This is a genomic window from Amycolatopsis sp. NPDC004169 (assembly GCF_040610315.1).
In the GTDB taxonomy this organism is placed as follows: Bacteria; Actinomycetota; Actinomycetes; order Mycobacteriales; family Pseudonocardiaceae; genus Amycolatopsis.
The window spans coordinates 97,862-121,521 of record NZ_JBEXMD010000011.1 but is presented as its reverse complement, the minus strand read 5'-3'; the positions used below and the strand labels follow the sequence as shown (position 1 = coordinate 121,521).

General features: G+C 71.7%; 28 protein-coding genes. 19 read left to right on the top strand and 9 right to left on the bottom strand.

The window, feature by feature from the left end; translation table 11 throughout:
* Positions 1-43 precede the first annotated feature (43 nt).
* Positions 44-1,840, bottom strand: a complete 1,797-nt coding sequence (locus ABZX11_RS17480) for a long-chain fatty acid--CoA ligase (protein WP_176175954.1) — start codon at positions 1,838-1,840, stop codon at positions 44-46.
* Between the two features lie 129 nt (positions 1,841-1,969).
* Here ABZX11_RS17480 and ABZX11_RS17475 point away from each other — a divergent pair, with 129 nt between their 5' ends.
* From ABZX11_RS17475 to ABZX11_RS17445, 7 genes are all read left to right on the top strand, one after another.
* Positions 1,970-2,380 (top strand): polyketide cyclase / dehydrase and lipid transport, encoded by a 411-nt coding sequence (locus tag ABZX11_RS17475; protein WP_176175955.1) that lies wholly within the window; start codon positions 1,970-1,972, stop codon positions 2,378-2,380.
* Between the two features lie 11 nt (positions 2,381-2,391).
* Positions 2,392-3,186, top strand: a complete 795-nt coding sequence (locus tag ABZX11_RS17470) for a metallophosphoesterase (protein ID WP_354913967.1) — start codon at positions 2,392-2,394, stop codon at positions 3,184-3,186.
* 27 nt (positions 3,187-3,213) lie between these two features.
* A complete protein-coding gene (locus ABZX11_RS17465; RefSeq protein WP_176175957.1) occupies positions 3,214-3,648 on the top strand; it encodes an SRPBCC family protein in 435 nt (144 codons plus the stop codon).
* 3 nt (positions 3,649-3,651) lie between these two features.
* Positions 3,652-4,779, top strand: a complete 1,128-nt coding sequence (locus ABZX11_RS17460; protein WP_354913965.1) for an ArsA family ATPase — start codon at positions 3,652-3,654, stop codon at positions 4,777-4,779.
* On the top strand, positions 4,776-5,219 hold the full coding sequence (locus ABZX11_RS17455; RefSeq protein ID WP_354913963.1) for a hypothetical protein: 444 nt from the start codon (positions 4,776-4,778) through the stop codon (positions 5,217-5,219). The genes ABZX11_RS17460 and ABZX11_RS17455 overlap by 4 nt, the downstream gene beginning before the upstream one ends.
* 15 nt (positions 5,220-5,234) lie before the next feature.
* Positions 5,235-6,173, top strand: a complete 939-nt coding sequence (locus ABZX11_RS17450) for an ROK family protein (protein WP_043783421.1) — start codon at positions 5,235-5,237, stop codon at positions 6,171-6,173.
* A gap of 132 nt (positions 6,174-6,305) precedes the next feature.
* A complete protein-coding gene (locus ABZX11_RS17445) occupies positions 6,306-7,148 on the top strand; it encodes an NUDIX domain-containing protein (protein WP_176175960.1) in 843 nt (280 codons plus the stop codon).
* On the opposite strand, the gene ABZX11_RS17440 is transcribed toward ABZX11_RS17445, so the two are convergent.
* From ABZX11_RS17440 to ABZX11_RS17430, 3 genes are read right to left on the bottom strand one after another with little or no spacing between them, the layout of a single operon-like run.
* Positions 7,145-8,284: a glutamate--cysteine ligase gene (locus ABZX11_RS17440; protein ID WP_176175961.1), complete on the bottom strand. Its 1,140-nt coding sequence runs from the start codon at positions 8,282-8,284 to the stop codon at positions 7,145-7,147. The two genes, ABZX11_RS17445 and ABZX11_RS17440, sit on opposite strands and share 4 nt — an antisense overlap.
* A gap of 14 nt (positions 8,285-8,298) precedes the next feature.
* The gene (locus tag ABZX11_RS17435) at positions 8,299-8,814 is read right to left on the bottom strand and encodes a hypothetical protein (RefSeq protein ID WP_354913961.1); all 516 of its coding nucleotides are present in this window, start codon (positions 8,812-8,814) and stop codon (positions 8,299-8,301) included.
* Positions 8,811-9,578, bottom strand: a complete 768-nt coding sequence (locus tag ABZX11_RS17430; protein ID WP_354913959.1) for an alpha/beta fold hydrolase — start codon at positions 9,576-9,578, stop codon at positions 8,811-8,813. Before ABZX11_RS17430 ends, ABZX11_RS17435 begins: the two co-directional genes overlap by 4 nt.
* Positions 9,579-9,790: 212 nt before the next feature.
* On the opposite strand from ABZX11_RS17430, the gene ABZX11_RS17425 reads away from it, so the two are divergent.
* A complete protein-coding gene (locus ABZX11_RS17425; RefSeq protein WP_176175964.1) occupies positions 9,791-10,552 on the top strand; it encodes a lysophospholipid acyltransferase family protein in 762 nt (253 codons plus the stop codon).
* A gap of 20 nt (positions 10,553-10,572) precedes the next feature.
* Entirely contained in the window at positions 10,573-11,061 is a 489-nt protein-coding gene (locus ABZX11_RS17420; RefSeq protein WP_176175965.1) for a polyadenylate-specific 3'-exoribonuclease AS, read from the top strand.
* A 359-nt stretch (positions 11,062-11,420) separates the two neighbouring features.
* On the opposite strand, the gene ABZX11_RS17415 is transcribed toward ABZX11_RS17420, so the two are convergent.
* Positions 11,421-12,503 (bottom strand): 3-deoxy-7-phosphoheptulonate synthase, encoded by a 1,083-nt coding sequence (locus ABZX11_RS17415; protein WP_176175966.1) that lies wholly within the window; start codon positions 12,501-12,503, stop codon positions 11,421-11,423.
* Positions 12,504-12,786: 283 nt separating this feature from the next.
* Between ABZX11_RS17415 and ABZX11_RS17410 the strand changes: the two genes are divergently transcribed.
* A complete protein-coding gene (locus ABZX11_RS17410; RefSeq protein ID WP_176175967.1) occupies positions 12,787-13,812 on the top strand; it encodes a 6-phosphofructokinase in 1,026 nt (341 codons plus the stop codon).
* A 141-nt stretch (positions 13,813-13,953) separates the two neighbouring features.
* Positions 13,954-14,253, top strand: a complete 300-nt coding sequence (locus ABZX11_RS17405) for a hypothetical protein (protein WP_354913956.1) — start codon at positions 13,954-13,956, stop codon at positions 14,251-14,253.
* A gap of 25 nt (positions 14,254-14,278) precedes the next feature.
* On the opposite strand, the gene ABZX11_RS17400 is transcribed toward ABZX11_RS17405, so the two are convergent.
* On the bottom strand, positions 14,279-15,715 hold the full coding sequence (locus tag ABZX11_RS17400) for an aromatic amino acid ammonia-lyase (RefSeq protein WP_354913954.1): 1,437 nt from the start codon (positions 15,713-15,715) through the stop codon (positions 14,279-14,281).
* Positions 15,716-15,749: 34 nt separating this feature from the next.
* Positions 15,750-16,226, bottom strand: a complete 477-nt coding sequence (locus ABZX11_RS17395; RefSeq protein WP_354913952.1) for a group II truncated hemoglobin — start codon at positions 16,224-16,226, stop codon at positions 15,750-15,752.
* 68 nt (positions 16,227-16,294) lie between these two features.
* Here ABZX11_RS17395 and ABZX11_RS17390 point away from each other — a divergent pair, with 68 nt between their 5' ends.
* Positions 16,295-16,621 (top strand): helix-turn-helix domain-containing protein, encoded by a 327-nt coding sequence (locus ABZX11_RS17390; RefSeq protein WP_176175971.1) that lies wholly within the window; start codon positions 16,295-16,297, stop codon positions 16,619-16,621.
* Positions 16,622-16,625: 4 nt separating this feature from the next.
* Here ABZX11_RS17390 and ABZX11_RS17385 read toward each other — a convergent pair whose 3' ends face one another.
* Positions 16,626-16,925, bottom strand: coding sequence for a metalloregulator ArsR/SmtB family transcription factor (locus ABZX11_RS17385; protein ID WP_303247034.1), 300 nt, complete (start codon positions 16,923-16,925; stop codon positions 16,626-16,628).
* A 156-nt stretch (positions 16,926-17,081) separates the two neighbouring features.
* Between ABZX11_RS17385 and ABZX11_RS17380 the strand changes: the two genes are divergently transcribed.
* Positions 17,082-18,296, top strand: coding sequence for a glycoside hydrolase family 18 protein (locus ABZX11_RS17380; RefSeq protein WP_176175973.1), 1,215 nt, complete (start codon positions 17,082-17,084; stop codon positions 18,294-18,296).
* Between the two features lie 49 nt (positions 18,297-18,345).
* On the opposite strand, the gene ABZX11_RS17375 is transcribed toward ABZX11_RS17380, so the two are convergent.
* Positions 18,346-18,627 (bottom strand): DUF1801 domain-containing protein, encoded by a 282-nt coding sequence (locus ABZX11_RS17375; RefSeq protein ID WP_354913950.1) that lies wholly within the window; start codon positions 18,625-18,627, stop codon positions 18,346-18,348.
* A gap of 62 nt (positions 18,628-18,689) precedes the next feature.
* Between ABZX11_RS17375 and ABZX11_RS17370 the strand changes: the two genes are divergently transcribed.
* The 6 genes from ABZX11_RS17370 (at position 18,690) to ABZX11_RS17345 (ending at position 23,634) form a co-directional block, all read left to right on the top strand.
* The gene (locus ABZX11_RS17370) at positions 18,690-19,355 is read left to right on the top strand and encodes a DUF2461 domain-containing protein (protein ID WP_354913948.1); all 666 of its coding nucleotides are present in this window, start codon (positions 18,690-18,692) and stop codon (positions 19,353-19,355) included.
* A gap of 93 nt (positions 19,356-19,448) precedes the next feature.
* Positions 19,449-20,873, top strand: coding sequence for a pyruvate kinase (pyk, locus tag ABZX11_RS17365; RefSeq protein WP_176175976.1), 1,425 nt, complete (start codon positions 19,449-19,451; stop codon positions 20,871-20,873).
* Positions 20,874-20,909: 36 nt separating this feature from the next.
* Positions 20,910-21,806, top strand: coding sequence for an acyl-CoA thioesterase II (gene tesB, locus ABZX11_RS17360; protein WP_176175977.1), 897 nt, complete (start codon positions 20,910-20,912; stop codon positions 21,804-21,806).
* A 347-nt stretch (positions 21,807-22,153) separates the two neighbouring features.
* Positions 22,154-23,056 (top strand): helix-turn-helix transcriptional regulator, encoded by a 903-nt coding sequence (locus ABZX11_RS17355; RefSeq protein WP_176175978.1) that lies wholly within the window; start codon positions 22,154-22,156, stop codon positions 23,054-23,056.
* Positions 23,057-23,068: 12 nt separating this feature from the next.
* Positions 23,069-23,272 (top strand): DUF397 domain-containing protein, encoded by a 204-nt coding sequence (locus ABZX11_RS17350; RefSeq protein ID WP_176175979.1) that lies wholly within the window; start codon positions 23,069-23,071, stop codon positions 23,270-23,272.
* Between the two features lie 152 nt (positions 23,273-23,424).
* Positions 23,425-23,634, top strand: a complete 210-nt coding sequence (locus tag ABZX11_RS17345) for a hypothetical protein (RefSeq protein WP_176175980.1) — start codon at positions 23,425-23,427, stop codon at positions 23,632-23,634.
* Positions 23,635-23,660 lie beyond the last annotated feature (26 nt).

The window sequence follows — 23,660 nt, the reverse complement described above, 5'->3', positions numbered from 1 at the left end:
CCGCCTCGAGAAAGTTCCTCAAGGCGGCCGTCATGAACTCGGGCTACTTCTTGTAGAGGCCTTCGATGTCGTTCGCGTAGTTCTTCGAGACCACGTTCCGCTTCAGCTTCAGGCTCGGCGTGATCTCCCCACCGGCTTCGGTGAAGTCGTTGGCCAGCACGGTGAACTTCTTGATCGCCTCGGCCTTGGACACCGACTTGTTCGCCTCGTCCACCGCGGCCTGGATCTCCGCGAGGAGGTCCGGGTCCGCGGCCAGCTCCGCCACCGTCGCCGAAGACGGCTTGCCGTGCTGGGACTTCCACGACGGGAAGTACTCCTCGTCCACCGTCACCAAAGCCGCGATGAACGGGCGCTGGTCGCCCACCACCATCGCCTGGCTGACCAGCGGGGACGCCTTGATCGTGTCCTCGAGACCGGACGGGGCGACGTTCTTGCCGCCCGCGGTCACGATGATCTCTTTCTTGCGGCCGGTGATCTTCAGGAACCCGTCCGCGTCCAGCTCGCCCAGGTCGCCGGTGTGGAACCAGCCGTCCGTCAGCGCCTCGGAAGTCGCCTGCGGGTTGTTGTAGTACGCCCGGAACACGACGTCGCCCTTGAGCAGCACCTCGCCGTCGTCGGCGATGCGGACCGACGTGCCGTTGACCGGCTTGCCGACCGTGCCCACGCGGAACGCCGTCTGGGTGTTGACGTTCGCCGCCGCGGACGTCTCGGTCAGGCCGTAGCCCTCGAACACCGGGACGCCGATGCCGCGGAAGAAGTGGGCCAGCCGCGCGCCCAACGGCGCACCACCGGACACCGCGGCGACGCAGCGGCCACCGAGGGCCGCGCGCAGCTTGCCGTAGACCAGCTTGTCGAACGCCAGGTGCTTGAGCTTCAGGCCGAGCCCGGCGCCGCCGGTGTCCTGCGCCTGGCTGTACTCGACGGCCACCGCCTCGGCGGCGTCGAAGATCTTGCCCTTGCCGTCGGCGTGGGCCTTCTGCTTCGCCGAGTTGTAGACCTTCTCGAACACGCGCGGCACGGCGACGACGAACGTCGGCCGGAACGTGCCCAGGTCGGCGACCAGGTTCTTGACGTCCGGGGTGTGCCCGAGGGTGACGCGGGCGGTCAGCGCGGTGACGGCGATCGCGCGCGCCAGCACGTGGGCCAGCGGCAGGAAGCACAGCAGCGAGTTGCCCTGCTCCATCAGCTGCGGGAACGCCTCGATGTCGGCGCGGATCTCGGCCAGCAGGTTGCGGTGGGTCAGCTCGACGCCCTTGGGGCGGCCGGTGGTGCCCGAGGTGTAGACGATGGTGGCGAGCTCGTCCGCGGTCACCTCGCGGCGGCGGTCGTGCAGCTCGTCGTCCGACAGCGACGCACCCAGCGCCGACAGCTCCTCGACGGCGGGGGAGTCGCCTTCGATCTGCCAGGTGTTGGCCAGCTCGGTCAGCCGGTCGCGGACCTCGTCGAGCGCCGCGGCGTGGGCGTTCGTCTCGACGAACACGCCCTTCGCGGCCGAGTCGGAGAGGATCCAGTGCACCTGTTCGGGTGAGGACGTGTCATAGATCGGGACGGTCACCGCACCGGCCGCCCAGATCGCGAAGTCGATCAGCGTCCACTCGTAGCGCGTCTTCGACATGAGCGCGACGCGGTCGCCGCGGCCGATCCCGGCCTTGGCCAGGCCCTTGGCCACGGCCAGCACCTCGGCCGCGAACTCCTTGGCGGTCACGTCCAGCCAGCTGCCCTCGACCTGGCGGCGGAAGCTCACCACGTCGGAGAACCGCTCGGCGTTCGCCCAGACGACGTCGGACATGTTCTCGTCGTCGGCCACCGGCTTGCCGGCGGGAGCGCTGTATTCGCGCACGTGGACCTCCGTGTTCAAACGCGTGCGGCAGGTGACACCGCTGTTACCCGCCAGTCAACTTAGCGTGGTGAGCACCTTAAGACCATGCTGATCGGCGCCGCGAGGCGAGGCCGTGACATTCTTCGCACCGTGAACGCGCCACCCTCCCTCGACATCGTCGACGAGACGTTCCTCGCCGTTCCGCCCGCCACCGTGGCCGCTGTCTTCGCCGAACCGGCCTCCTGGCGGCGCTACTGGCCCGACCTGGTCCTCGAGGTCTACACCGACCGGGGGGACAAGGGCCTGCGCTGGACCGTGCGGGGCGCGCTCGTCGGTACGATGGAGGTCTGGCTCGAGCCGGTACTCGACGGCACCCTGCTGCACTACTTCCTGCGGGCGACCCCCGCCGACGCGGCCGGGGCGCCCCGTGAACTGGCGCCGCGCGACCTGCGCCGGGAGTTCGACCGGCGGGCCCGCGCGGCCAAGGCGATCGCGCTCGGGCTCAAGGAGATCCTGGAGGACGGGCGCGAGCCCGGCGTCCCTCCGCGCGGCGAGGAGTAGGGGGAGCACGGGTGCGGGTACACGTCGTCTCGGACGTGCACGGCAATGCCGATGCGCTCAAGCGCGCCGGGGACGGGGCGGACGCACTGGTCGTGCTCGGCGACCTGATCGACTTCGTCGACTACCACGACCACGAGAAGGGCATCATGGGTGCCCTGTTCGGCGCGGAGAAGGTGGCCGGGTTCGCCCGGCTGCGCCGCGAGGGCACCCGTGACGAAACCGTTGCCTATTCGCGGGAGCTCTGGGCGAGCCTCGAAGACCCGGGTGCCGCGGTCGACGAGGCCATCCGCGCCCAGTACGCGACCCTCTTCGCGGCGATGACCGCACCGACCTACGCCACGCCCGGCAACGTGGACACCCCGGCGCTCTGGCCGGAGTTCGCCGGCGAAGGCGTGCGGGTGCTCGACGGCGAAGTGGCCGAGATCGGCGGCCTGCGGTTCGGCTTCGTCGGTGGCGCGCTGCTGCCCGACGGCGTCGTCCCGCGGCCGCGCAAGGGCGCGGCCTGGCGCCCCTACCTGCGGGTTCGCGAGGACTACGACGCGAGCGTCGCCGCGTTGACCGACGTGGACGTCCTCTGCACGCACGGCCCGCCCGCCCTGCCGGAGCTGACCTACGACGTCGTCGCGCGCCGCAGCGAGATCGGCTCGACGGCGCTGCTGGAGCTGATCCGGGCGCAGCGGCCGCGCTGGTCGGTGTTCGGGCACGTGCACCAGCCCCTGTCCGCGCGCGCCCGCGTCGGCCTGACCGAATGCCGTAACGTGGGTCACTTCAAGGAGACCGGGCAGCCCTACGTGCTGCGCTGGTGACCAACCGCGGCGGCTACGCTTCGACCCATGGCCGAGCAGTCCACACAGTCCATCGAGGTCGACGCCGAGCCCAGCCGGGTGATGGCCGTGATCGCCGACTTCCCCGCGTACCCGGAATGGGCCAAGGCCGTCCGGGAGACCGAGGTCCTCGACACCGACGACCAGGGGCGGGCCAAGCAGGTCAAGCTCACCCTCGACGCGGGCCCGATCAAGGACGTCTACACCCTCGAGTACGACTGGGACGCGGACGGCCTCGGCGTCAGCTGGCACCTGGTCAAGGGCCAGATGCAGAAGGCGCAGAACGGCCGCTACGCGCTGGCCGACCTCGGCGGCCGCACCCGCGTCACCTACACGCTCTCGGTCGAGCTGGCGCTGCCGATGATCGGCCTGCTGCGCCGCAAGGCCGAGAAGATGGTCATGGACACCGCGCTGAAGGAGCTCAAGAAGCGGGCCGAGGGCTAGCCCGTGCGGATCCTGCTGTGCACCGGCAAGGGGGGTGTCGGGAAGACCACGCTGGCCGCGGCCACCGGCGCCGCCCTCGCCGCCCGCGGCAGGAAGACCCTCGTCGTGTCCACGGACCCGGCGCACTCCCTCGGCGACGCCTTCGCGCGGCCGCTCGGCACCGAACCGTCCGAAGTGGACGCCCTGCTGTCCGGCGTGCAGGTCGACTCGCGCACCCTGGTGGACGCCACCTGGGAAGGACTGCGCGGTGAGCTGCGGTCGGTCCTGGCCGGAGCCGGCTTGGACACGCTGGACGCCGAAGAACTCACCGTGCTGCCCGGCGTCGACGAGCTGCTCGCCCTCACCGAGGTCCGCCGGCTGGCCGAGGACGGGCCGTGGGAGGCCGTTGTCGTCGACTGCGGCCCGACGGCCGAGACGCTGCGGCTGCTCGCCCTGCCCGAAGCCGTCTCCGGCTACTTGACCCGCGTCTTCGGGCGCCGGGTCACCGACCCCGTGCGCCGTCTCGGCGCCCACCTCGACGGGCTGCGCGCCCTGCTCACCGACCCGGCGGTGACGACGGTCCGGCTGGTGCTGACACCGGAGCGGGTGGTCGTCGCCGAGGCGCGGCGCACGCTCAGTTCCCTGGCTCTGCGCGGCATCGCCGTCGACGGCGTGATCGCCAACCGGCTGATGCCCGCGCCCGGCATCTGGCGCGGCGGTGCCGCGTCGTGGCTGCGCACCCGCCGGACCCAGCAGGACGCCGTGCTCGCCGAGCTCGCCGCGGCCGGGATCGCGCCGGTCGCCCGCGTGGAGCACCGCGCCGTCGAGCCGGTCGGGCTGCCCGCGCTGCTGGAGATCGCCGAGGAGCTCTACCGCGGCGAAGACCCCCTCGCGGGCTACGGCTCGCCTGTCACCCCGCTGCTGCGCGTGCGGCCCGCCGCCGGCGGGTACACCCTGCGCGTCGCGATCCCGCTCGGGCGGGACGCCGAGGTCGACCTCGCCCGCGTCGACGACGACCTGGCGATCACCGTGGACGGCTTCCGCAGGCTCATCGCCCTGCCGGAGCCGCTGCGGCCGTGCCGGATCACCGGCGCGGAATCCGACGCCGAGGGCCTGGTCGTGCACCTGGCCGGGAACCGGGGACGCGGGTGAGCGAAGAGGAACACGGGCCGCGGCTGGCGGAGGAGATCCGGCTGCTCGCGGAGCTGGTCGCGGACAAGGCCGCCCCGTGGCTCGAGGGGGTGCTCGCGGCCGGGCACGGCAGCTTCTTTTCGGGGGGTCCGGGTGGCGAAGCCCCCGGCGGTCACGGTACCCCGGAGGAGGCGAAAGCGGACGGTTCGGCGTGCGGCTGGTGTCCGCTGTGTGCGATCGTCGCGGTGGTGCGCGGTGAACGGCCGGAACTGGTCGCGCGGCTGGCCGAGCAGCTCGCGCAGCTGGTCGCCCTGCTGCGCGCGGTGCTGGCGGACCGCTGGGAGCCGGAGGAGGGCGTGCACATGCCCGGGTTCCGGCCCGCGCCGCGGCCCGCGGACCCGCGGCCGTCGCCGCGGGTGCAGCACATCGCCGTCCGCCGGCGCGACGAGTGGGAGAGCTGAGTGCGGACGATAGGGGTGGACGTCGGCGGGACGAGCATCCGGGCCGGCGTGGTGGACGAGCGCGGCTCCCTGCTCGACACGGCCAGGGTGGCGACACCGACCGAAGAGGGCGCCCTCGAGGACGCGATCGCCGGGGTGGTCGAGGACCTGCGCAACCGCCACGACGTGGCCGGGGTCGGCCTGGCGGTGGCGGGTTTCGTGGCCCGCGACCGCCGGTCGGTGATGTTCGCACCCCACCTGGCCTGGCGCGGCGCCCCGGTGGCGGACCGGATCGAGAAGCGCGTCGGCCTGCCGGTGCTGCTGGAGCACGACGTCAATTCGGCAATAGTGGGCGAGCACCGCTTCGGAGCGGCCCGCGGCGCCCAGGTGGCGGCCTTGGTGGCCCTGGGCACGGGCATCGGAGCGGGCCTGCTCCTGGACGGCAAGCTCTATCGGGGCGCGTACGGCGTGGCCCCGGAGCTGGGCCATTTGACGGTGGTCCGCGGCGGCCGCCCGTGCCCGTGCGGCAAGTACGGCTGCTGGGAGCGTTATTGCAGCGGAACGGCGTTGGCGGCGACGGCGGTGGAGCTCCTGGCCCGGCACCCGGGCCGGTCGACGGTGCTGGCCCCGCAGGTGGCGGGCGACCCCGGCTCGGTGACGGGCCGCCGGGTCGCGGGCGCGGCGCGAGACGGAGACCCGATCGCCCAGCTGGCGATGGCGGAGCTGGCCAAGTGGCTGGGCGAGGGGCTGGCGCTGGTGGCGGACGTGTTCGACCCGGAGATCATCGTGATCGGGGGAGGGGTGTCGGAGTCGGCACCGCTGTTCTTGGACGAGGCCCGGGAGCACTACGCGGGAGCGATCACAGGGGCGCGCCACCGGCCGTTGGCCCGGATAAGGACGGCCCACTTGGGCGACGACACGGCAATCGTGGGCGCGGCGGCGCTGGCCCTGGAAGCGGCGAAGACGCCGGTCTGACCGGGGTGATCGGTTGTGGATGGCGGGCGGAGCAGCCGAAGCGGGCGGAGCTGCCCTGCCAAACAGACGGACCCGCAGCCGCCCCCCCGTGACGACCGGCGATCCACCACCGACCTGTGACAGGCTGACCGGGTGAGTGCCCCCACCGCGAGCGTCTTCGTCAAGTGTTCCTGCGGGCACCTGCACTGGGGCCGCTACGGCGCCGCGGGCCTGCTGCTCGTCGATCCCGCCCGCGGTGTCCTCCTGCAGCGCCGCGCCTGGTGGGTGCACCACGGCCGCACCTGGGCGCTGCCCGGCGGGGCCATCGAGGCCGGCGAGACCGCCGTGGGCGCCGCCGCCCGCGAAGCCTTCGAAGAAGCCTCCGTCCCCGCCGCGGCCTTCCGCGCGGTCTCGGCGTCCGTGGTGGACCATGGGAACTGGAGCTACACGACCGTCCTCGCCCTGGCCGCCGGCGCCGAGGCGCGGGTCGCCAACACCGAAAGTGCGGAGGTGCGCTGGGTGGACCCCGACGACGTCCCCGGTTACCCCCTCCACCGCGACTTCGCCGCCGCCTGGCCGGACCTGCGCGGTCGTCTCGGGCAGGAGCTCGTCCTCGTCGTCGACGGCGCCAACGTCGTCGGCTCGCGGCCGGACGGCTGGTGGCGGGATCGCCACGGCGCCGCCGAGCGCCTCCGCGACCAGCTCGCCAAGCTCGCCGAAGCCGGCGTGCCGGACCCGGACGACCCCGCCGTGACCTGGTGGCCGCGGATCATCCTGGTCGTCGAAGGCAAGGCCAAGCACGTCACCGGCACCGAAGGCGTCGAGGTCGTCGCCGCCGACACCGACGGTGACTCCAAGATCGTCGAGGTCGTCGCGCAGCAGCAGGCCAAAGTCCTGGTGGCGACCGCCGACCGCGAACTCCGCCGCCGCGTGGAAGCCCACGGCGCGGCGATCCTCGGCCCCGGCACCCTCCGCACGCAGCTCGACCGGCTCTAGCCGCGCGCGATCCCGTCGCGCATCTCGGCCACGAGGGACGCCATCACGGCTTTCAAGCTCCCCTTGTGCTGCTCGGCGACCGCGCGCTGCCGCCGGTAGCTCGGCCCGTACCGCAGGATCGTCTCGACGTCCCGCAGCTCGGCCACGCAGTCCAGCCGCCGAGCCACCGGCTCGAGCCGGTCCAGCAGGTCGGCCACATCGTCGGTGACCAGGCGCTCGCGCCCGGCCGCGTCCAGGATGATGATCGCGTCGGTGCCGTAGCGGGCCGCCCGCCACTTGTTCTCCTGGACGTGCCACGGCGGCAGCGTCGGCAGGATCTCGCCGTCTTCGAGCCGCTCGACGAAGTCGTCCACCAGGCACTGCGTCAGCGCCGCGATCGCGCCGACCTCCTCCAGCGTCGGCAGGCCGTCGCAGACGCGCATCTCGATCGTGCCCAGGTGCGGCGCCGGCCGGATGTCCCAGCGGATCTCCGAGAAGCTGTCGATCACGCCGGTGGTGAACATGTCCTCGACGTAGCTCTCCAGCTCCGCCCACTTCCGGAACTGGAACGGCAGCCCGGCCGTCGGCAGCTGCTGGAACATCAGCGCCCGGTTCGACGCGTACCCGGTGTCCTCGGCGCCCCAGTACGGCGAAGACGCCGAGAGCGCCTGCAGGTGCGGCGCGTAGTTGAGCAGCGCGTCCAGCACCGGCAGCACCTTGTCGCGGTGGTCGACCCCGACGTGGATGTGCACGCCGTAGATCAGCATCTGCCGCCCCCACCACTGGGTGCGGTCGATCAGCTTGGCGTAGCGCTCCTTGTCGGTGACCTTCTGCTGGTACCAGTTCGAGAACGGGTGCGTCCCGGCCGAGAACATCTCCACGCCGAGCGGGTCGGCGACGCCGTGCACGACGTCGAGCGAGTCGTTCAGGTCGGCCTTGACCTCCGCGATCGTGTCGCAGACGCCGGTGATGATCTCGATCGTGTTGAGCAGCAGCTCCTGCTTGATCTTGGGGTGCTCCGCCTGCCCGTCGGGCCGGACGGCCTCCAGGATCTGCTCCGCGACCGAGGACAGCTCGCCGCTGCGGCGGTCGACCAGGCCGAGCTCCCATTCCGCGCCGACGGTCGACCGGCGCGAGGGACTGAACTCGATGTTCATCGCCGTGCTCGGGGTCAGACCTGGGCGCCGTTGCTGGGATCCGCACCCGGCGGCGGCCCCTGGCGGACGCGGAGCAGCAGCAGCGCGATCGCCGTCGCGAGCGCGAGGATCCCCAGCGGCGTCGCCACCGTCGGGCCGACGCCGATCGCGCCCGGCAGGATCAGCAGGAACAGCCCGGCCAGGAACAGCAGCAGGATGAGGAACGCGCCCAGCTTCGGCCGGGGCAGCGGCGGCGGCTCCGGCGGGATGTAGTGCTCGTCGTCGTCCGCCGGGTCGTCGGAGAACATCGTGGTGTCCCACGACGTGCCCCCGGACCGCCAGCCGGGCTCCGGCGTCTCCACGGCAGGCGGCTCGGCGGGCCGCTCCGGCGTCTTGCGCGATTCCGGCCCGGCCGCCCCGGCCGCCCCGGCGGTGTCTTCGGTGTCCGCGGTGTCGTCTTCGGGGAGCCCGAACCCGCCGGCACGCAGGTCGGCGACGATCTCGGCGAACGTCGCGTCGACGTCCTCCGGCCCGTCCTTCCCCCGGCTCATGCGGACTCCTCCGGCTGGGCGGCGTGCGCCTTCGCGAACTCGACGCTGCGCGTGAAGATCACTTCGGCGTCGTTGTCCTGCGTCGCCACGTGGTAGCTGTTCTCCAGCACGACCTCGGTGACATCGGTGCTCGAGACGCCCTGGAGCACCAGCTGCGAGTTCACCGGCTCGACGACGTGGTCGACCGACGAGTGCAGCAGCAGCACCGGCTGCGTCACCTTCGCCAGGTCGGCGCGCACGACGGCCCACAGCTTCGCCAGGCTCGCCGCGGCCCGCACCGGCGTGCGCGGGTAGGCCAGCTCCGTCTCGCCCGGTTTCTTGATGTCGTTCGCGATCGCCGGCACCGACGGCACGATCCGGCCCAGCACCGGCAGCAGCTTCGTGTCCCACTTCAGCCGCGTCACCGACGGGTTGACCAGGACGATCCCGGCGATCCGGTCGCCGAACTCCTCGGCCAGGCGCAGGGTGAGCGTGCCGCCCATGGACAGGCCGCCGACGAAGACGGTCCGGCACGTGGCCAGCAGCGCGAGCAGGGCCTCGCGGACGGCGCCGTACCAGTCCTCCCACGTCGTGCGGTTGAGGTCCGGCCAGCGGGTGCCGTGGCCCGGCAGCAGCGGGCAGCGCACCGTGAACCCGGCCTCGGCCAGGTGGTCACCCCAGGCCCGCATGCTCGCCGGGGTACCGGTGAACCCGTGGCAGAGCAGGAACCCGGTCTCGGCCGAACCGGTGTGGCCGAACGGTTCCGCGCCGGCGAGCACGCCCATGCGATCGCCTTCCGTGTGAGCGGTGCAGTCCGTCCATGCTCTCACGCCCGGCGGACCTTGTGGGGCTCCGCCCGGGCCCGGAATTCGCTGTGAGATCGATCGCTGCCGAAGTGGTAACCGGGTGGTCTGCGTTGTGCGGCGGCCGCCGGAGTTCGTAGGCTGTTCGTCTCGGGTGACAGGGGCTGCGGCTGCGATGGAGGACTGAGGCACCGGTGCTGTACTGGCTCATGAAGTGGGTGTTCCTCGGACCGCTGCTCAAGACGCTCTGGCCGACCAAGGTCGTCGGCGCGGAGAACATCCCCGAGTCCGGCGGCGCGATCCTGGCCGGCAACCACCTGGCGGTCGCGGACTCGTTCTTCATGCCGCTGCGGGTCAAGCGCAAGGTGACCTTCCCGGCCAAGTCCGAGTACTTCACCGAGCCCGGCTTCAAGGGCACGCTCAAGAAGTGGTTCTTCACCGGCGTCGGCCAGTTCCCGATCGACCGTTCCGGCGGCAACGCCGCCCAGGCCGCGCTGGACACGGCGACCCGCCTGGTGCGCGAAGGCCACCTGCTCGGGATCTACCCGGAGGGCACCCGCTCCCCGGACGGCCGCCTGTACAAGGGCAAGACGGGCGTCGCCCGGATCGCCCTGGAGTCCGGCGGCGTGGTGGTCCCGGTGGCGATGATCGGCACGGACAAGGTCAACCCGATCGGCTCGAAGATGTGGTGGCCCCGCCGCCTCGAGGTCCGCTTCGGCAAGCCTCTCGATTTCTCGCGCTACGAGGGTCTCGCGGGTGACCGGTTCATCGAGCGGTCGATCACCGACGAGATCATGTACGCCCTGATGGAACTGTCCGGCCAGGAGTACGTGGACATCTACGCGGCCAAGGCCAAGGAGCTCCTGGCGGCGGAGGCGGCCGGGGTCAAGCCCGCGGTGCCCGCCCAGCCGTCCGCGCGCGACGCGGCCCGGGTGCCCGATTCCAAGGTCGGCTGAGCCACCACTACTGTTCACCAGTGCGTTTTTTCTACGACACCGAGTTCATCGAAGACGGCGTGACGATCGACCTGGTTTCCATCGGTGTCGTCGACGAGCGGGGCCGCGAGTTCTACGCGGTGTCGACGGAGTTCGACCCTTCCAAGGCGGGGCCGTGGGTCCGGGACAACGTCCTGGACAAGCTCCCGTCGCCGGCTGACCGAGCGTGGCGGAGCCGGGAGAAGATCCGCACCGACCTGCTGGAGTTCTTCGGGAAGCCGCCGGGCGGGATCGAGCTGTGGGCGTGGTTCGCCGCGTACGACCACGTGGCGCTGGCCCAGCTGTGGGGCCCGATGCCGGCGTTGCCCCGGCAGCTGCCGCGGTTCACGCGAGACCTGCGCCAGCGGTGGGAGGACGCGGGCAAGCCGAAGCTGCCCGCGGCGCCGACCGACCAGCACGACGCGCTGGCGGACGCCAAGCACAACCTGGCCCGGTGGGAAGTCATCGAGGAGTACTTCCCGCGGCGCTGACTCGCTGGCCGCTGACCTGCCGGCCGCCGCGGGGCGCTGGCCGCTGACCCCGCTGGCTGCTGACCTGGCGGCCGCCGCGGGGCGCCGGGCACTGACCTGCCGGCCGCCGGGCAGTGACCCCGCGGCCGCCGCCGAACGCTGGGCGCTGACCCGCCGGCCGCGGGGGCGCCCCCCGTTTTCCACGCTACCGGCAGGCACCGACACTTTCCGCCGCCCGCTGGACTGACCCCGCCCCGGAACGCCCCAATGCGGCCTTCGGTGCGCAAGACGCAACCAAGGCCGCCTCGGGGCGCACGGCCCGGAATTGTCGGGGGTCCCCGGTAACGTAAAAACCGGGGGACCCCCAGGCCGGGGACCTCTCAGCGGCGCGCCCGGACCGCCGAGGCCAGCTCGTCCAGCAGCGGCGCGGTGTCGTCCCACGCCAGGCAGGCGTCCGTGATCGACTGCCCGTAGGTCAGCTCCGAAGCGTGCCCCAGCGACAGCTCCTGCCGCCCACCCGCCAGGAAGCTCTCCATCATCAGGCCGGAAATCCCGCGCTCCCCGGCAGCGATCCGCGCAGCCAGCTCGGAAACCACCACACCCTGCCGCACGTGGTCCTTGCCGCTGTTGCCGTGGGAAGCGTCGATGATCACCCGCTCCGGCAGCCCCGCCTTCGCCAGCCGCGCCAGCGTGTCCGCGACCGTCGCCGCGTCGTAGTTCGGGCCGCCGTTGTGGCCGCGCAGGATCACGTGGCAGTCCGGGTTGCCCGACGTCGTCAGCAGGGCCGCCAGACCATCCGTGTTGATGCCCGGGAACACGTGGCTCGCCGCCGCCGCGCGGGTGGCGTCGATCGCCACCTGGACGTCGCCCTCCGTCGAGTTCTTGATGCCCACCGGCATCGACAGCGCGCTGCACAGCTGGCGGTGCACCTGGCTGGCCGCCGTCCGGGCGCCGATCGAACCCCACGTCACGATGTCCGCGATGAACTGCGGCGTGATCGGGTCGAGGAACTCGCACCCCACCGGCAGCCCGAGCGCCGACACGTCGAGCAGCAGCCTGCGGGCCAGCCGCAGGCCCTTGTTGACCGCGAACGTGCCGTCCAGGTCCGGGTCGTTGATCAGGCCCTTCCAGCCCAGCGTCGTGCGCGGCTTCTCGAAGTACACCCGCATCACGATGTGCAGCTCGCCGCGCAGCTGTTCGGCCTTCGCCGACAGCCGGCGCGCGTAGTCCAGTGCCGCTTCCGGGTCGTGGACCGAGCACGGGCCGACCACCACGAGCAGCCGGTCGTCGCGGCCTTCGAGGATGTCGACCGTTTCGGCACGGCCCTGGCGCACCACCTTCGCCACCGCGGCGTCGACCGGATGGTCTTCGCGCAGCAGCGCGGGCGAAATGAGCGGACTGATCGACGTGGTGCGCGCGGCGTCGAGGTCACCGATGGTGGCCGGTCCGGCGGAGAGCGTCATGGCGGGGGTGTTCCTTCCTGGTGGACACCGACCCGCGGGGGACTCGCCGAGCCGGTGGGAAAATCCGGCTCGGGGTGGAGGTCAGCGCAGGTTCACGCCGCCGTGCCCACCCGGGGCCGGCTTCGTAAACCAGAAATAGCGCTGCATGCGCATCAACGTAGCACAGCCGTCACGCGGACCGATCCGGCAGGTGGTACGGGCTGCACCGATCAAGACGAGAGCCGCTACGCTGACGTCTGACGAAATGTGACTGTCATCTCCCGAGAACAGACGGAGGCTTCTCATGCGTGTCGGTGTGCTGACCGGCGGCGGCGACTGCCCGGGGCTCAACGCGGTGATCCGCGCCGTGGTGCGCAAGGGCATCGAGGTGCACGGCTGGGACTTCGTGGGCTTCCGCAACGGCTGGAACGGCCCGCTCACCGGCGACAGCCGCCCCCTGGGCCTGAACGACGTCGAGGACATCCTCACCCGCGGCGGCACCATCCTGCGGTCCTCGCGCACCAACCCGTACAAGGTCGAGGGCGGTGTCGACAAGATCAAGCAGGTCCTGGCCGACCAGGGTGTCGACGCGCTGGTCGCGATCGGCGGCGAGGACACCCTCGGCGTCGCGAAGCGGCTGACCGACGACGGCGTCGGCGTCGTCGGTGTACCGAAGACGATCGACAACGACCTGGGCGCCACCGACTACACCTTCGGCTTCGACACCGCGGTCTCCATCGCGACCGAGGCGATCGACCGGCTGCACACCACGGCCGAGTCGCACCACCGCGCCCTCGTCGTCGAGGTCATGGGCCGGCACGCCGGCTGGATCGCGCTGCACTCCGGCCTGGCCGGCGGCGCGAGCGTCATCCTGGTGCCGGAGAAGCACTTCAACGTCGACCAGGTCGTCTCCTACGTCGAGAGCCGCTTCGAGAAGGAGTACGCGCCGATCATCGTCGTCGCCGAGGGCGCGCTCCCCGAGGGCGGCGAGGAGAAGCTGCTCACCGGTGAGAAGGACGCCTTCGGGCACGTCCGCCTCGGCGGCATCGGCACCTGGCTGGCCGACGAGATCGCCCACCGCACCGGCAAGGAGTCCCGCGCGGTGGTCCTGGGCCACGTCCAGCGCGGCGGCACCCCGACGGCCTACGACCGCGTCCTCGCCACCCGCTTCGGCCTCCACGCGGTCGACGCGGTGGCCGACGGCGACTTCGGCGTGATGGTGGCGCTGAAGGGCACGGACATCGTCCGCGTGAAGCTGTCCGAGGCGACGGCCGAGCTGAAGACGGTCCCGGTCGAGCGCTACCAGGAAGCCGAAGTCTTCTTCGGCTGAGTTCTCCGGCGAAGGGCCGCCCCGGGTGCTTCCGGGGCGGCCCTTCGCGCGTTCAGGGCCGCTGCCGCACCGCGTCGACGATGCCCTGGCTCACCACCGCGCCCGTCCCGGAGCCGAGGTAGGCGAGCATGCCGTCGCTTCGTGTACACGAACTGGTCCGGCCGCGGGACGAGGTCCGGCTGGGCGAGGACCTTCGCGGCCGCGGCGTGCATGATGCGCACCGGTTCGGGCTCGGGCGGCGGGGAGACCGCGGTGTCGGTGGGCGTGAGCACGACGGCGGCGACCGCCGCGGCGAGCCCGGCCGCGGTGACCCCGCCCCACATCGCGCGCCGGTGCCGCGGCCGGGGACGAGCCGTGGCCGCGAGCAGCTCGGCCCGCTTCCGGGCCAGGTCACCGGCCGCCGGAAGCCCGGCGGGCCCGGCGAAGTCGCGCAGCAGCTGAGCGAATCGGGCGGTCCGGGTGCACGCTAGATCCGGGCCAGCTCCTCCAGGACACCGCCGGCGGCGGCGATGTCCTCGGTCAGCGGCCGGTCGTCGAGGCTTCCGGACAGCACCGCGGCCGCCGCGTCGAAGGCGTCCCGGACCGGCAGCTCCACCAGGTCGGCCTCGCGCATCCGCAGGGCGCGGACCGCCGCCACCAGCTCGCACGCCAAAACCTGCTGGTAGGCCGCGCAGGCCGCGGTCGCCGCTCGGGCCGCCTGGGTCGAGAAGCTCGCGTGGTCCTCGATGCCGCGGGAGACGACCGCCGTGCCGAGCGTGGCCGGCAGGGCCGCCTGACGCAGCTCGGTCAGCGCGTCGTGCGCCACGTACTCCAGGATCATCACGCCCGAGCTGCCCGGCGGCCCCGCCGCGAGGAACGGCCGCAGGCCGGTGAACTCCGGCTCCACCAGGTCACCCAGGCGCGCCACCGACAGCTCCGCCACCTGGTGCACGGTCGCCCGCGCCTGGTCCAGCGCCGTCGACACGTACGCGGTGTGGAAGTGCGCGTGGTGGTAGGCGTCGTTGTGCACGGTCGAGATCATCGGGTTCTCGGTGCTCGCGTTGATCTCCACGGCGAGCACGTCCCGCAGGTAGTGGATCGCGTCCAGCGCCGGGCCCTGGACCTGCGGGAACGCTCGCAACCCGAACGGGTCCTGGATCCGCCGTCCCGGCTTCGGCGTCTGGTGCATGCCCAGCAGGCGCCGCATCTCGGCCGCGCAGGCGACCTGCCCCGCGTGCGGGCGCGCTTCGTGCACCGGTGTCGCGTACGCCTCGGGGTTGCCGTCGAGCGCGACGTACGTCAGCGCCGCGACGGCGTGGCTCGCGCGGGTCAGCGTGTTCAGCCGCATCGCCGCGAGGGTCGCTTCGGCGAGCGTCGCGGCGTTGCTGCTCATGAACGCCAGCGCGTCACCCGCCCGCACCGGCACCGGCGGCACGTGCCCGGTGACCCACGGCCGTTCGCCGGTGAGCGCCAGCGCCGCCTCGGCCAGCGGGGCCAGGTCGCCGGTGCCGATCGCGCCGAGCCGGTGCACCAGCGGCAACGCCCCGGTGTGGACGGCTTCGGCCAGCGCGCCGATCAGCTCGGGGCTGATCCCGGACCGGCCGGCCAGCAGCTGGTTCAGCCGGATCAGCAGCATCGCCCGGACCTGGCCCGGCGGCAGTTCGTCACCGCTGCCGCCCGCGTGGCTGCGCAGCAGCCGCAGGCCGTGCTCGACGGAGCTTTCGACGGTGTCGTCCTTGTTGGCCCCGACGCCGGTGGTGCGGCCGTAGACGACCCGCCGGGTGCTCAGTTCTTCGGCGAGCTTCCAGGCGTGCTCGGCGTTCCGCAGCGCGGCGATCGAGACGTCGATGCCCAGGGGGCCCTCGGTGCGCGCCGCGGTCACGACGTCCGCGCAGCGCAGGGTCCGGCCGTCCACTCGGATCACCGGCAGCCTCCTTCCGACTGCCCACACTATGAAGCTAGGGCGACGGCGGCTGCCAGGGCGGTACCGGCCAGTCCCAGTGCGGGACCGGTTCGTGCAGGTTCGGCTCGGCGCCGGGCGCCGAGAAGAGCACGGCCAGCCGGCTGCCCCACTCGAGGTAGCCGGCGAAGGCGGCGCGGAACTCGGGGTCGCCCGGCAGCCCGGCCTCGTCGGCGGCGTCGAGCAGCAGGTTCACCCACCGGCGGCGCTGCTGCTCGGTGATCCCGCGGCCGAGGTGGCGGCCGATCATGTGGGCGTGCCCGCCGTGGGTCGCGGAGTACTCGGCCGGGCCGCCGAAGACCTCGCCCAGCCAGACGGCGACGTGTTCGGCGTGGTGCGGGTCCATGTCGCGGAAGACCGGTTCGAGCAGCGGGTCTTCGAGGACGTGGCCGTAGAAGACGGTCAGCAGCTTCACGAGGGCCTCGTGACCGCCGGCCCATTCGTAGAGGGTCGGCGTGGTTTTTGGCACGATCACCGGATCAGGCAACCAGTGGGGGCCCCGGCCGGGCAACCACGTACTTTCCGGTGCGTAGGGGGAATGGGATGAAGCGGTACCACTGCGCGACGGAGCTGGCGGTCGACCTGATCGGCGGGAAGTGGAAGCCGGTGATCCTGGCCCACCTCAAGGAGGGCGCCCACCGCTACGGCGAGCTGCGGCGCCGGATGCCGTCGGTCAGCGAGAAGATGCTGACCCAGCAGCTGCGCGAGCTGGCGGCGGACGGCCTCGTGCGCCGCGAGGAGTTCGACGGCCGCGTCCCGCACGTCGAGTACCACCTGACCGAGGTGGGGGCGGAGCTGCGCCCGGCGTTGACCGCGCTGTACGAGTGGGGCGAGCGCCGCGCGGCGGAGCGCGGCATCAGCTTCGGGTGACCCCTCAGGTCTCGTCGAGACGGCGCTCCAGCGCGTCCAGCCGGCCGGACCAGAAGCGGCGGTAGGGCGCCAGCCAGGCGTCGACCTCGGCCAGCGGCTCCGGGCGCAGCGCGTAGCACCGCCGCTGCGCCGCGACCCGCACGGTCACCAGGCCGGCTTCGCGCAGCACCCGCAGGTGCTTGGACACCGCGGGCTGGCTGAGCTCGAGCTGCTCGACCAGCTCGCCGACCGAACGCTCGCCGTCGCGCAGCAGGTCGAGGATGGTCCGGCGCCGCGGCTCGGCGAGGACGTCGAAAGTCTGCATCACCCCCGAAATGTGCTCCGCCGGGCATATTGCTGTCAAGGAATGTGGATCCGGCATGGTCTGAACCATTGACCTAGTGGTCTAGTCCACTTACGGTGAGTGTGGTCCCCACCACTCCGGCACCGAAGCCGTGAGTAATTCCCCGGAGGGAGAACGATGTCCCGTTTCCGCAGGAAGAGCTTCTCAGCGCTGCTGGCCGTGGCGGCCGCGGCGGGCCTCGTCGCGGGCGGCGCGACGGCACCGGTGGCCGCCGCGGCGACCGATGCGTCCGTCGGCAAGGTGGTCGGTTACTTCACCGAATGGGGTGTCTACGACCGCAACTACCACGTCAAGAACATCGAGACGTCGGGCTCGGCGAGCAAGCTGACCCACATCAACTACGCCTTCGGCAACGTGACGAACGGCGGCTGCGCGATCGGCGACGCCTACGCCGACTACCAGAAGACCTACGACGCGGCGGGCAGCGTCGACGGCGTCGCCGACACCTGGGACCAGCCGCTGGCCGGCAGCTTCAACCAGCTCAAGAAGCTCAAGGCCAAGCACCCGGGCCTGAAGGTCATCTGGTCCTTCGGCGGCTGGACCTGGTCGGGCGGCTTCGGGCAGGCCGCGAAGAACCCGGCCGCGTTCGCGAACTCCTGCTACAACCTGGTCAACGACCCGCGCTGGGCCGGTGTCTTCGACGGCATCGACATCGACTGGGAGTACCCGAACGCCTGCGGCCTGAGCTGCGACACCAGCGGCGCGGCGGCGTTCAAGAACCTCCTCCAGGCCCTGCGGGCGAAGTTCGGCTCGAAGCTGGTCACCGCGGCGATCACCGCCGACGGCACCAGCGGCGGCAAGATCGACGCGGCCGACTACGGCGGCGCCGCGCAGTACGTCGACTGGTACAACGTGATGACCTACGACTACTTCGGCGCCTGGGCGGCGCAGGGCCCGACGGCCCCGCACTCGCCGCTCACGTCGTACTCGGGCATCCCGACCGCCGGCTTCTACTCCGACGCGGCGATCCAAAAGCTCAAGAGCAAGGGCGTCCCGGCGGGCAAGCTGCTGCTGGGCATCGGGTTCTACGGCCGCGGCTGGACCGGCGTCACCCAGAGCGCCCCGGGCGGCACGGCGACCGGCCCGGCGCCGGGCAAGTACGAGCAGGGCATCGAGGACTACAAGGTGCTGAAGACGTCCTGCCCGTCGACCGGCACGGTCGCCGGCACCGCGTACGCCAAGTGCGGCAGCAACTGGTGGAGCTACGACACGCCGTCGACGATCGCGGGCAAGATCTCCTACGCGAAGACCCAGGGCCTGGGCGGCGCGATGTTCTGGGAGCTGTCCGGCGACACCACGAACGGCGAGCTGATCACCGCCGTCGCGAAGTAGTGCTCCCCGGTGCGGCCGGCCGTGCGCGGAACGCCGGCCGCACCGGGATTCACACCGCTCCGGCGGGAGGCGTCGCCGCCGCGGCGCGCAGCAGTTCGTAGAGCGAGATGGAGTTCTTGTTGCTCGCCGGCGACACGGTCGCCGCGTCGCCTTCGCGGCCCGAGGCGTAGCGGTAGTGGTAGCGGCCGTACCCCGGCATGCCGAACTCCATCGTCGGCGCCAGGTCCGGCGCCGACTCCCGGATGAGCGCGTGCAGCGCCCGCAGCTCACCCTGCCGCGGCTCGGCGAGCGCGGCGAAGTACTCCTCGTGGGTCTTCGACGTGGTGCGCATGGCCGGGACGGTACGCCGGGGGACCGGCAAAACCGTCGGTCCTCGCGATTAGGGTCCTCTCCGTGAAGTTCAGAGGATTCGGCGAGTACGCCGTCGACTTCTTCGACGGCCTCGTGGAAGACAACTCCAAGCCCTACTGGGACGACCACGTCGAGACCTACAAGTCCGACGTCCGCGCCCCGATGGAAGCCCTGCTGGCCGAGCTCGCCCCCGAGTTCTCCGACGGCTTCGGCGAGCCCAAGGTGTTCCGCCCCTACCGGGACGTCCGCTTCGCCAAGGACAAGACGCCGTACAAGACCCACTGCGGCGGGGTGATCGAGCAGGGCCGCGGCGGCGGCGCCTACTACGTCGAGGTCGGGCCGGCGGGCCTGCGCGTCGGCGGCGGCTGCTTCTACCTCGCCTCCGACCAGGTCGCCCGGTTCCGCGCGGCCGTCGACACGGAGCTGCACGGCGAGGCCCTCCGCAAGATCCTCGCCAAGCTCGAACGGGCCGGCTGGGAGGTCAAGGGCGACCGGCTCAAGTCGAAGCCGCGCGGGTTCGACGCCGACCACCCGCGGCTGGACCTGCTGCGCTACCGCTCGGTGTACGCGGTGCGCGGCTGGGAGCCCGACGACGTCCTGCACGAGCGGGGTGCGTTCGACCGGGTCCGCAAGGCCTGGCGGCAGCTGAGGGAGTTCAACGAATGGGCCCGCGACCGGGTCGGCCCGAGTGAACGCCCGCGGCGCTGAAACCGAACCTGACCAGGCAGGCTTCTGAACACTTTCTTGAACATTCGGGATCGGTACAGACGAACGCGGCGAGAGGGTCTACGCTATGTGGACGTGAGCCGACGCGCGAAGATCGTTTGTACCCTGGGCCCCGCCACCGCGACCCCGGAGAAGATGCGGGCACTGGTGGATGCCGGCATGGACGTGGCCAGAATGAACTTCAGCCACGGCAGCCACGGCGACCACAAGCAGGTCTACGACCTGATCCGGGCCGCCGCCGCCGAGAGCGGGCGGGCGGTGGGCATCCTCGCCGACCTGCAGGGCCCGAAGATCCGCCTGGGCACGTTCGCCGGCGGGCCGGTCGAGTGGCACAACGGCGACATCGTCCGGATCACCGTCGAGGACGTCGCCGGCACCCACGACCGCGTCTCGACCACCTACAAGGGCCTGGCCAAGGACGCCAAGCCCGGCGACCGGCTGCTCGTCGACGACGGCAAGGTCGGCCTGGTGGTCAAGGGCGTCGAGGGCCCGGACGTGGTCTGCGAGGTCACCGAGGGCGGCCCGGTCAGCAACAACAAGGGCGTCTCGCTGCCCGGCATGGACGTCTCCGTGCCGGCGCTGTCCGACAAGGACATCGAAGACCTCGAGTTCGCGCTCGAGCTGGGCGTCGACTTCATCGCCCTGTCCTTCGTCCGCTCGCCGGCCGACATCGACCTGGTCCACCAGGTGATGGACCGGGTCGGCAAGGGCAGGCTGCCGGTCGTGGCCAAGATCGAGAAGCCCGAGGCCGTCTACAACCTCGAAGCCATCGTGCTGGCCTTCGACGCGGTGATGGTCGCCCGCGGCGACCTCGGCGTCGAGCTGCCGCTGGAGCAGGTCCCGCTGGTGCAGAAGCGCGCCATCCAGATCTGCCGCGAGAACGCGAAGCCGGTCATCGTCGCGACGCAGATGCTCGAGTCGATGATCAACAACTCCCGCCCGACCCGCGCCGAGGCCTCCGACGTCGCCAACGCGGTGCTCGACGGCGCCGACGCGCTGATGCTGTCCGGTGAGACCTCGGTCGGCCGGTACGCGATCGAGGTCGTGGAGACCATGGGCCGGATCATCGAGGCGGTCGAGACCGACTCGCCGGTCGTCCCGCCGCTGACGCACGTCCCGCGCACCAAGCGCGGCGTCATCTCCTACGCCGCCCGCGACATCGGCGAGCGGCTGAACGCGAAGGCTCTCGTCGCCTTCACGCAGTCCGGTGACACCGTGCGCCGCCTGGCCCGGCTGCACACCCGGCTGCCGCTGCTGGCGTTCACGCCGGAGGAGAGCGTCCGCAGCCAGCTGTCGATGACCTGGGGCACGACGACCCGGATCGTGCCGTTCGTGGACTCGACCGACCAGATGATCCAGCAGGTCGACCACGCCATGCTGGAGATGGGCAAGTACCAGAAGGGCGACCTGGTCGTCATCGTGGCCGGCTCCCCGCCGGGCACCGTCGGGTCGACCAACCTGATCCGCGTGCACCGGCTCGGTGAAGACGACCACGCTTGAGAGACCGACCGCTCAGTATGTGCGTATGGTCCTGACATGACTGAAATGGCCAGGACGGCCGCCACCGAACCGGAACTGTCCGGTGGCGGCCAACCGGTGCTCGACCGCCTGATCGCGCTGCTCGACCTGGAGAAGATCGAAGAGAACATCTTCCGCGGCGTCTCGCCCGCCCACTCGCCGGTGCGGGTGTTCGGCGGGCAGGTCGCCGGCCAGGCACTGGTCGCGGCCGGGCGCACGGTCCCCGAGGAACGCCGGGTCCACTCGCTGCACGCGTACTTCATCCGCGGCGGCGACCCGAGCGTGCCGATCGTGTACGAGGTCGACCGCATCCGCGACGGCCGGTCGTTCACCACCCGCCGGGTCGTGGCGATCCAGCACGGCAAGGCCATCTTTTCGCTCTCGGCGTCGTTCCAGAAGGACGAGCCGGGCATCGAGCACTCCGAAACCATGCCGGAGGGCATCCCGGCGCCGGAGACGCTGCCGACGCTGATGGAGCGCGCCGAGGGCTACGCGATCGGCGCGCACGCCCGGCCGCGGCCGATCGACCTGCGGTACGTCAACGAGCCGCCGTGGGTCACCCGCGAGACCGGCGAGCGGCCCGCCCGCAACCAGGTGTGGATGCGGGCCGACGGGAAGCTGCCGGACCAGCAGCTGCTGCACGTCTGCGTGCTGACCTACGCCTCGGACATGACGCTGCTGGACTCCGTGCTCGCCCGCCACGGCGTCTACTGGGACACCGACAAGGTGCTCGGCGCCAGCCTCGACCACGCGCTGTGGTTCCACCGGCCCTTCCGCGCCGACGAGTGGTTCCTCTACGACAGCGCCTCGCCGACGGCGTCCGGCGCCCGCGGCCTGGCCACCGGGCGGTTCTTCGCCCAGGACGGCACGCTGCTCGCGACGGTCGTCCAAGAAGGACTCTTGCGCGTCCTGTGAAGTTCGCCGGGAAATCACCCGCACGGGCGACTAATAGCCCGAATATCCGTCGTCGGAAAAGGGCATTCGGCCCGGGCGAGGGGGCCGGGACCGATCGGGGGACGGCCCCGGACCCCTTCGCCCGATGATCGCGCGGCACTTCCCGCGGTCATCGTCTACCCTGCTCAGAGGCCGGTCGTAGCCACGGCGGGCCGACTGTCAGGCGCCCAACGCAGTGCAGGGTGCGAGGATACAAGAGCATTCTGCAAATTGCAGATCCGGTGCCGGAATCGAAGGTGTTAATGCTCCACCGACTCCGCGCCCGGATGGTTGGATACAGGTAGCACTCGACATCCGGAGGAGCCGCGATGGCAAGGGGACAGAGCCCCACGGTTCGCCGCCGGAGGCTGGCGGGAGAGCTCCGCCGGCTCCGCGAGGCCGCGGATCTCACCATCGACGAGGTGGGGGAGAAGCTCGAGTGCTCGGCTTCGAAGATCAGCCGCATCGAGACCGGCCACGTCGGGGTCACCCCGCGTGACGCCCGCGACATGCTTGCCCTCTACGGCATCACCGGTGACGAGCAGGAAGCGCTCGTCCAGCTGGCCAGGGAGGCCCGCAAGCGCGGCTGGTGGCACGCCTACAACGAGGTCTTCACCGGCACCTTCGTCGGCCTCGAAGCCGACGCCAGCTCGCTGCGCGCGTTCCAGGCGCTGCTGGTGCCCGGGCTGCTGCAGACCGAGCGGTACGCCCGCGCGGTGATCCGCGCGCTGCGGCCGGACGCCGAGGAAGCCGAGATCCGCCGCCGCGTCGCCGCCCGGATGGCCCGCCAGGAGCTGCTGTCGGAGACCCCGCCGCCGGAGTACTGGGCGGTGATGGACGAGGCCGTCCTGCGCCGCGTGGTCGACACCCCCGAAGTGATGGCCGAGCAGCTCTACCGGATGGTCGCCCTCGCCGAGAAGCCGAACGTGACCATCCAGGTCGTGCCGTTCGGGGCCGGCGCGCACCCCGGCATGGAAGGCCCCTTCCTCATCATGGGCTTCCCCGAGCAGGCCGACCCGGACGTCGTCTACGTCGACGACAGCACGTCCAGCGGTCTCTACCTGGAGGAACCCACAGACGTGCGGCGCTACGGGCTGATGTTCGACCATCTGCGCGCCGCCGCACTGAAACCGGACGACTCGGTGGACATGATCGCCGAGGCGGCCGGTCGGTTCGCCGAACAGGCGGCCGTACCGGCTCCGGTGCACCATCCGGAACCGAGGACACAGTAAGGAGTGGGGACCATGGAAGCAGAACTCTCCGGGGCGCGGTGGCGCAAGAGCAGCCACAGCGGTGGCGGCAACGACTGCGTCGAGGTGGCGTTCGTCGGCGGCGGCGCCGCGGTGCGCGACTCGAAGGACCCCGAGGGGGGTGCGTTCCGCCTGCCCGCATCCGGCTGGCGGGGGCTGCTGGCCGCGGTGCGGACCGGCGGCCCGGCGCGCGGCTGAGGCAACGGCGAAAGACCCCTTACCCCCGCCGAGCTGGGCTCGGCCGGGAGTAAGGGGTCTTTTCACGCCTATCCCTACGTGATCACCCGATGCCCGGGGTGCCGCCTCAGGACGAACCTGAGTGCTACCAACCGGACAGACAGGGGAACACGATGCACAGCGATCTCATGCTCGACGCGGTCCGCGCCGAAGCGGCTTACCGGGCCGAGGAACTGCGGAAGGCCGGGCGCAGCGCCTGGGCCGCCCGCGCCCGCCGCGCCGTCCGCCACCTGCGGGCCGCGCACACCGACGTCGAGGTACCGGCGCAGCAGCGCCGGGAGGCTTCGCGGGAGACCGCGGGCGTCGGCAAGACCGCCCGGTAGGGGCGGCGAGATGGTGTCGAAGGCGA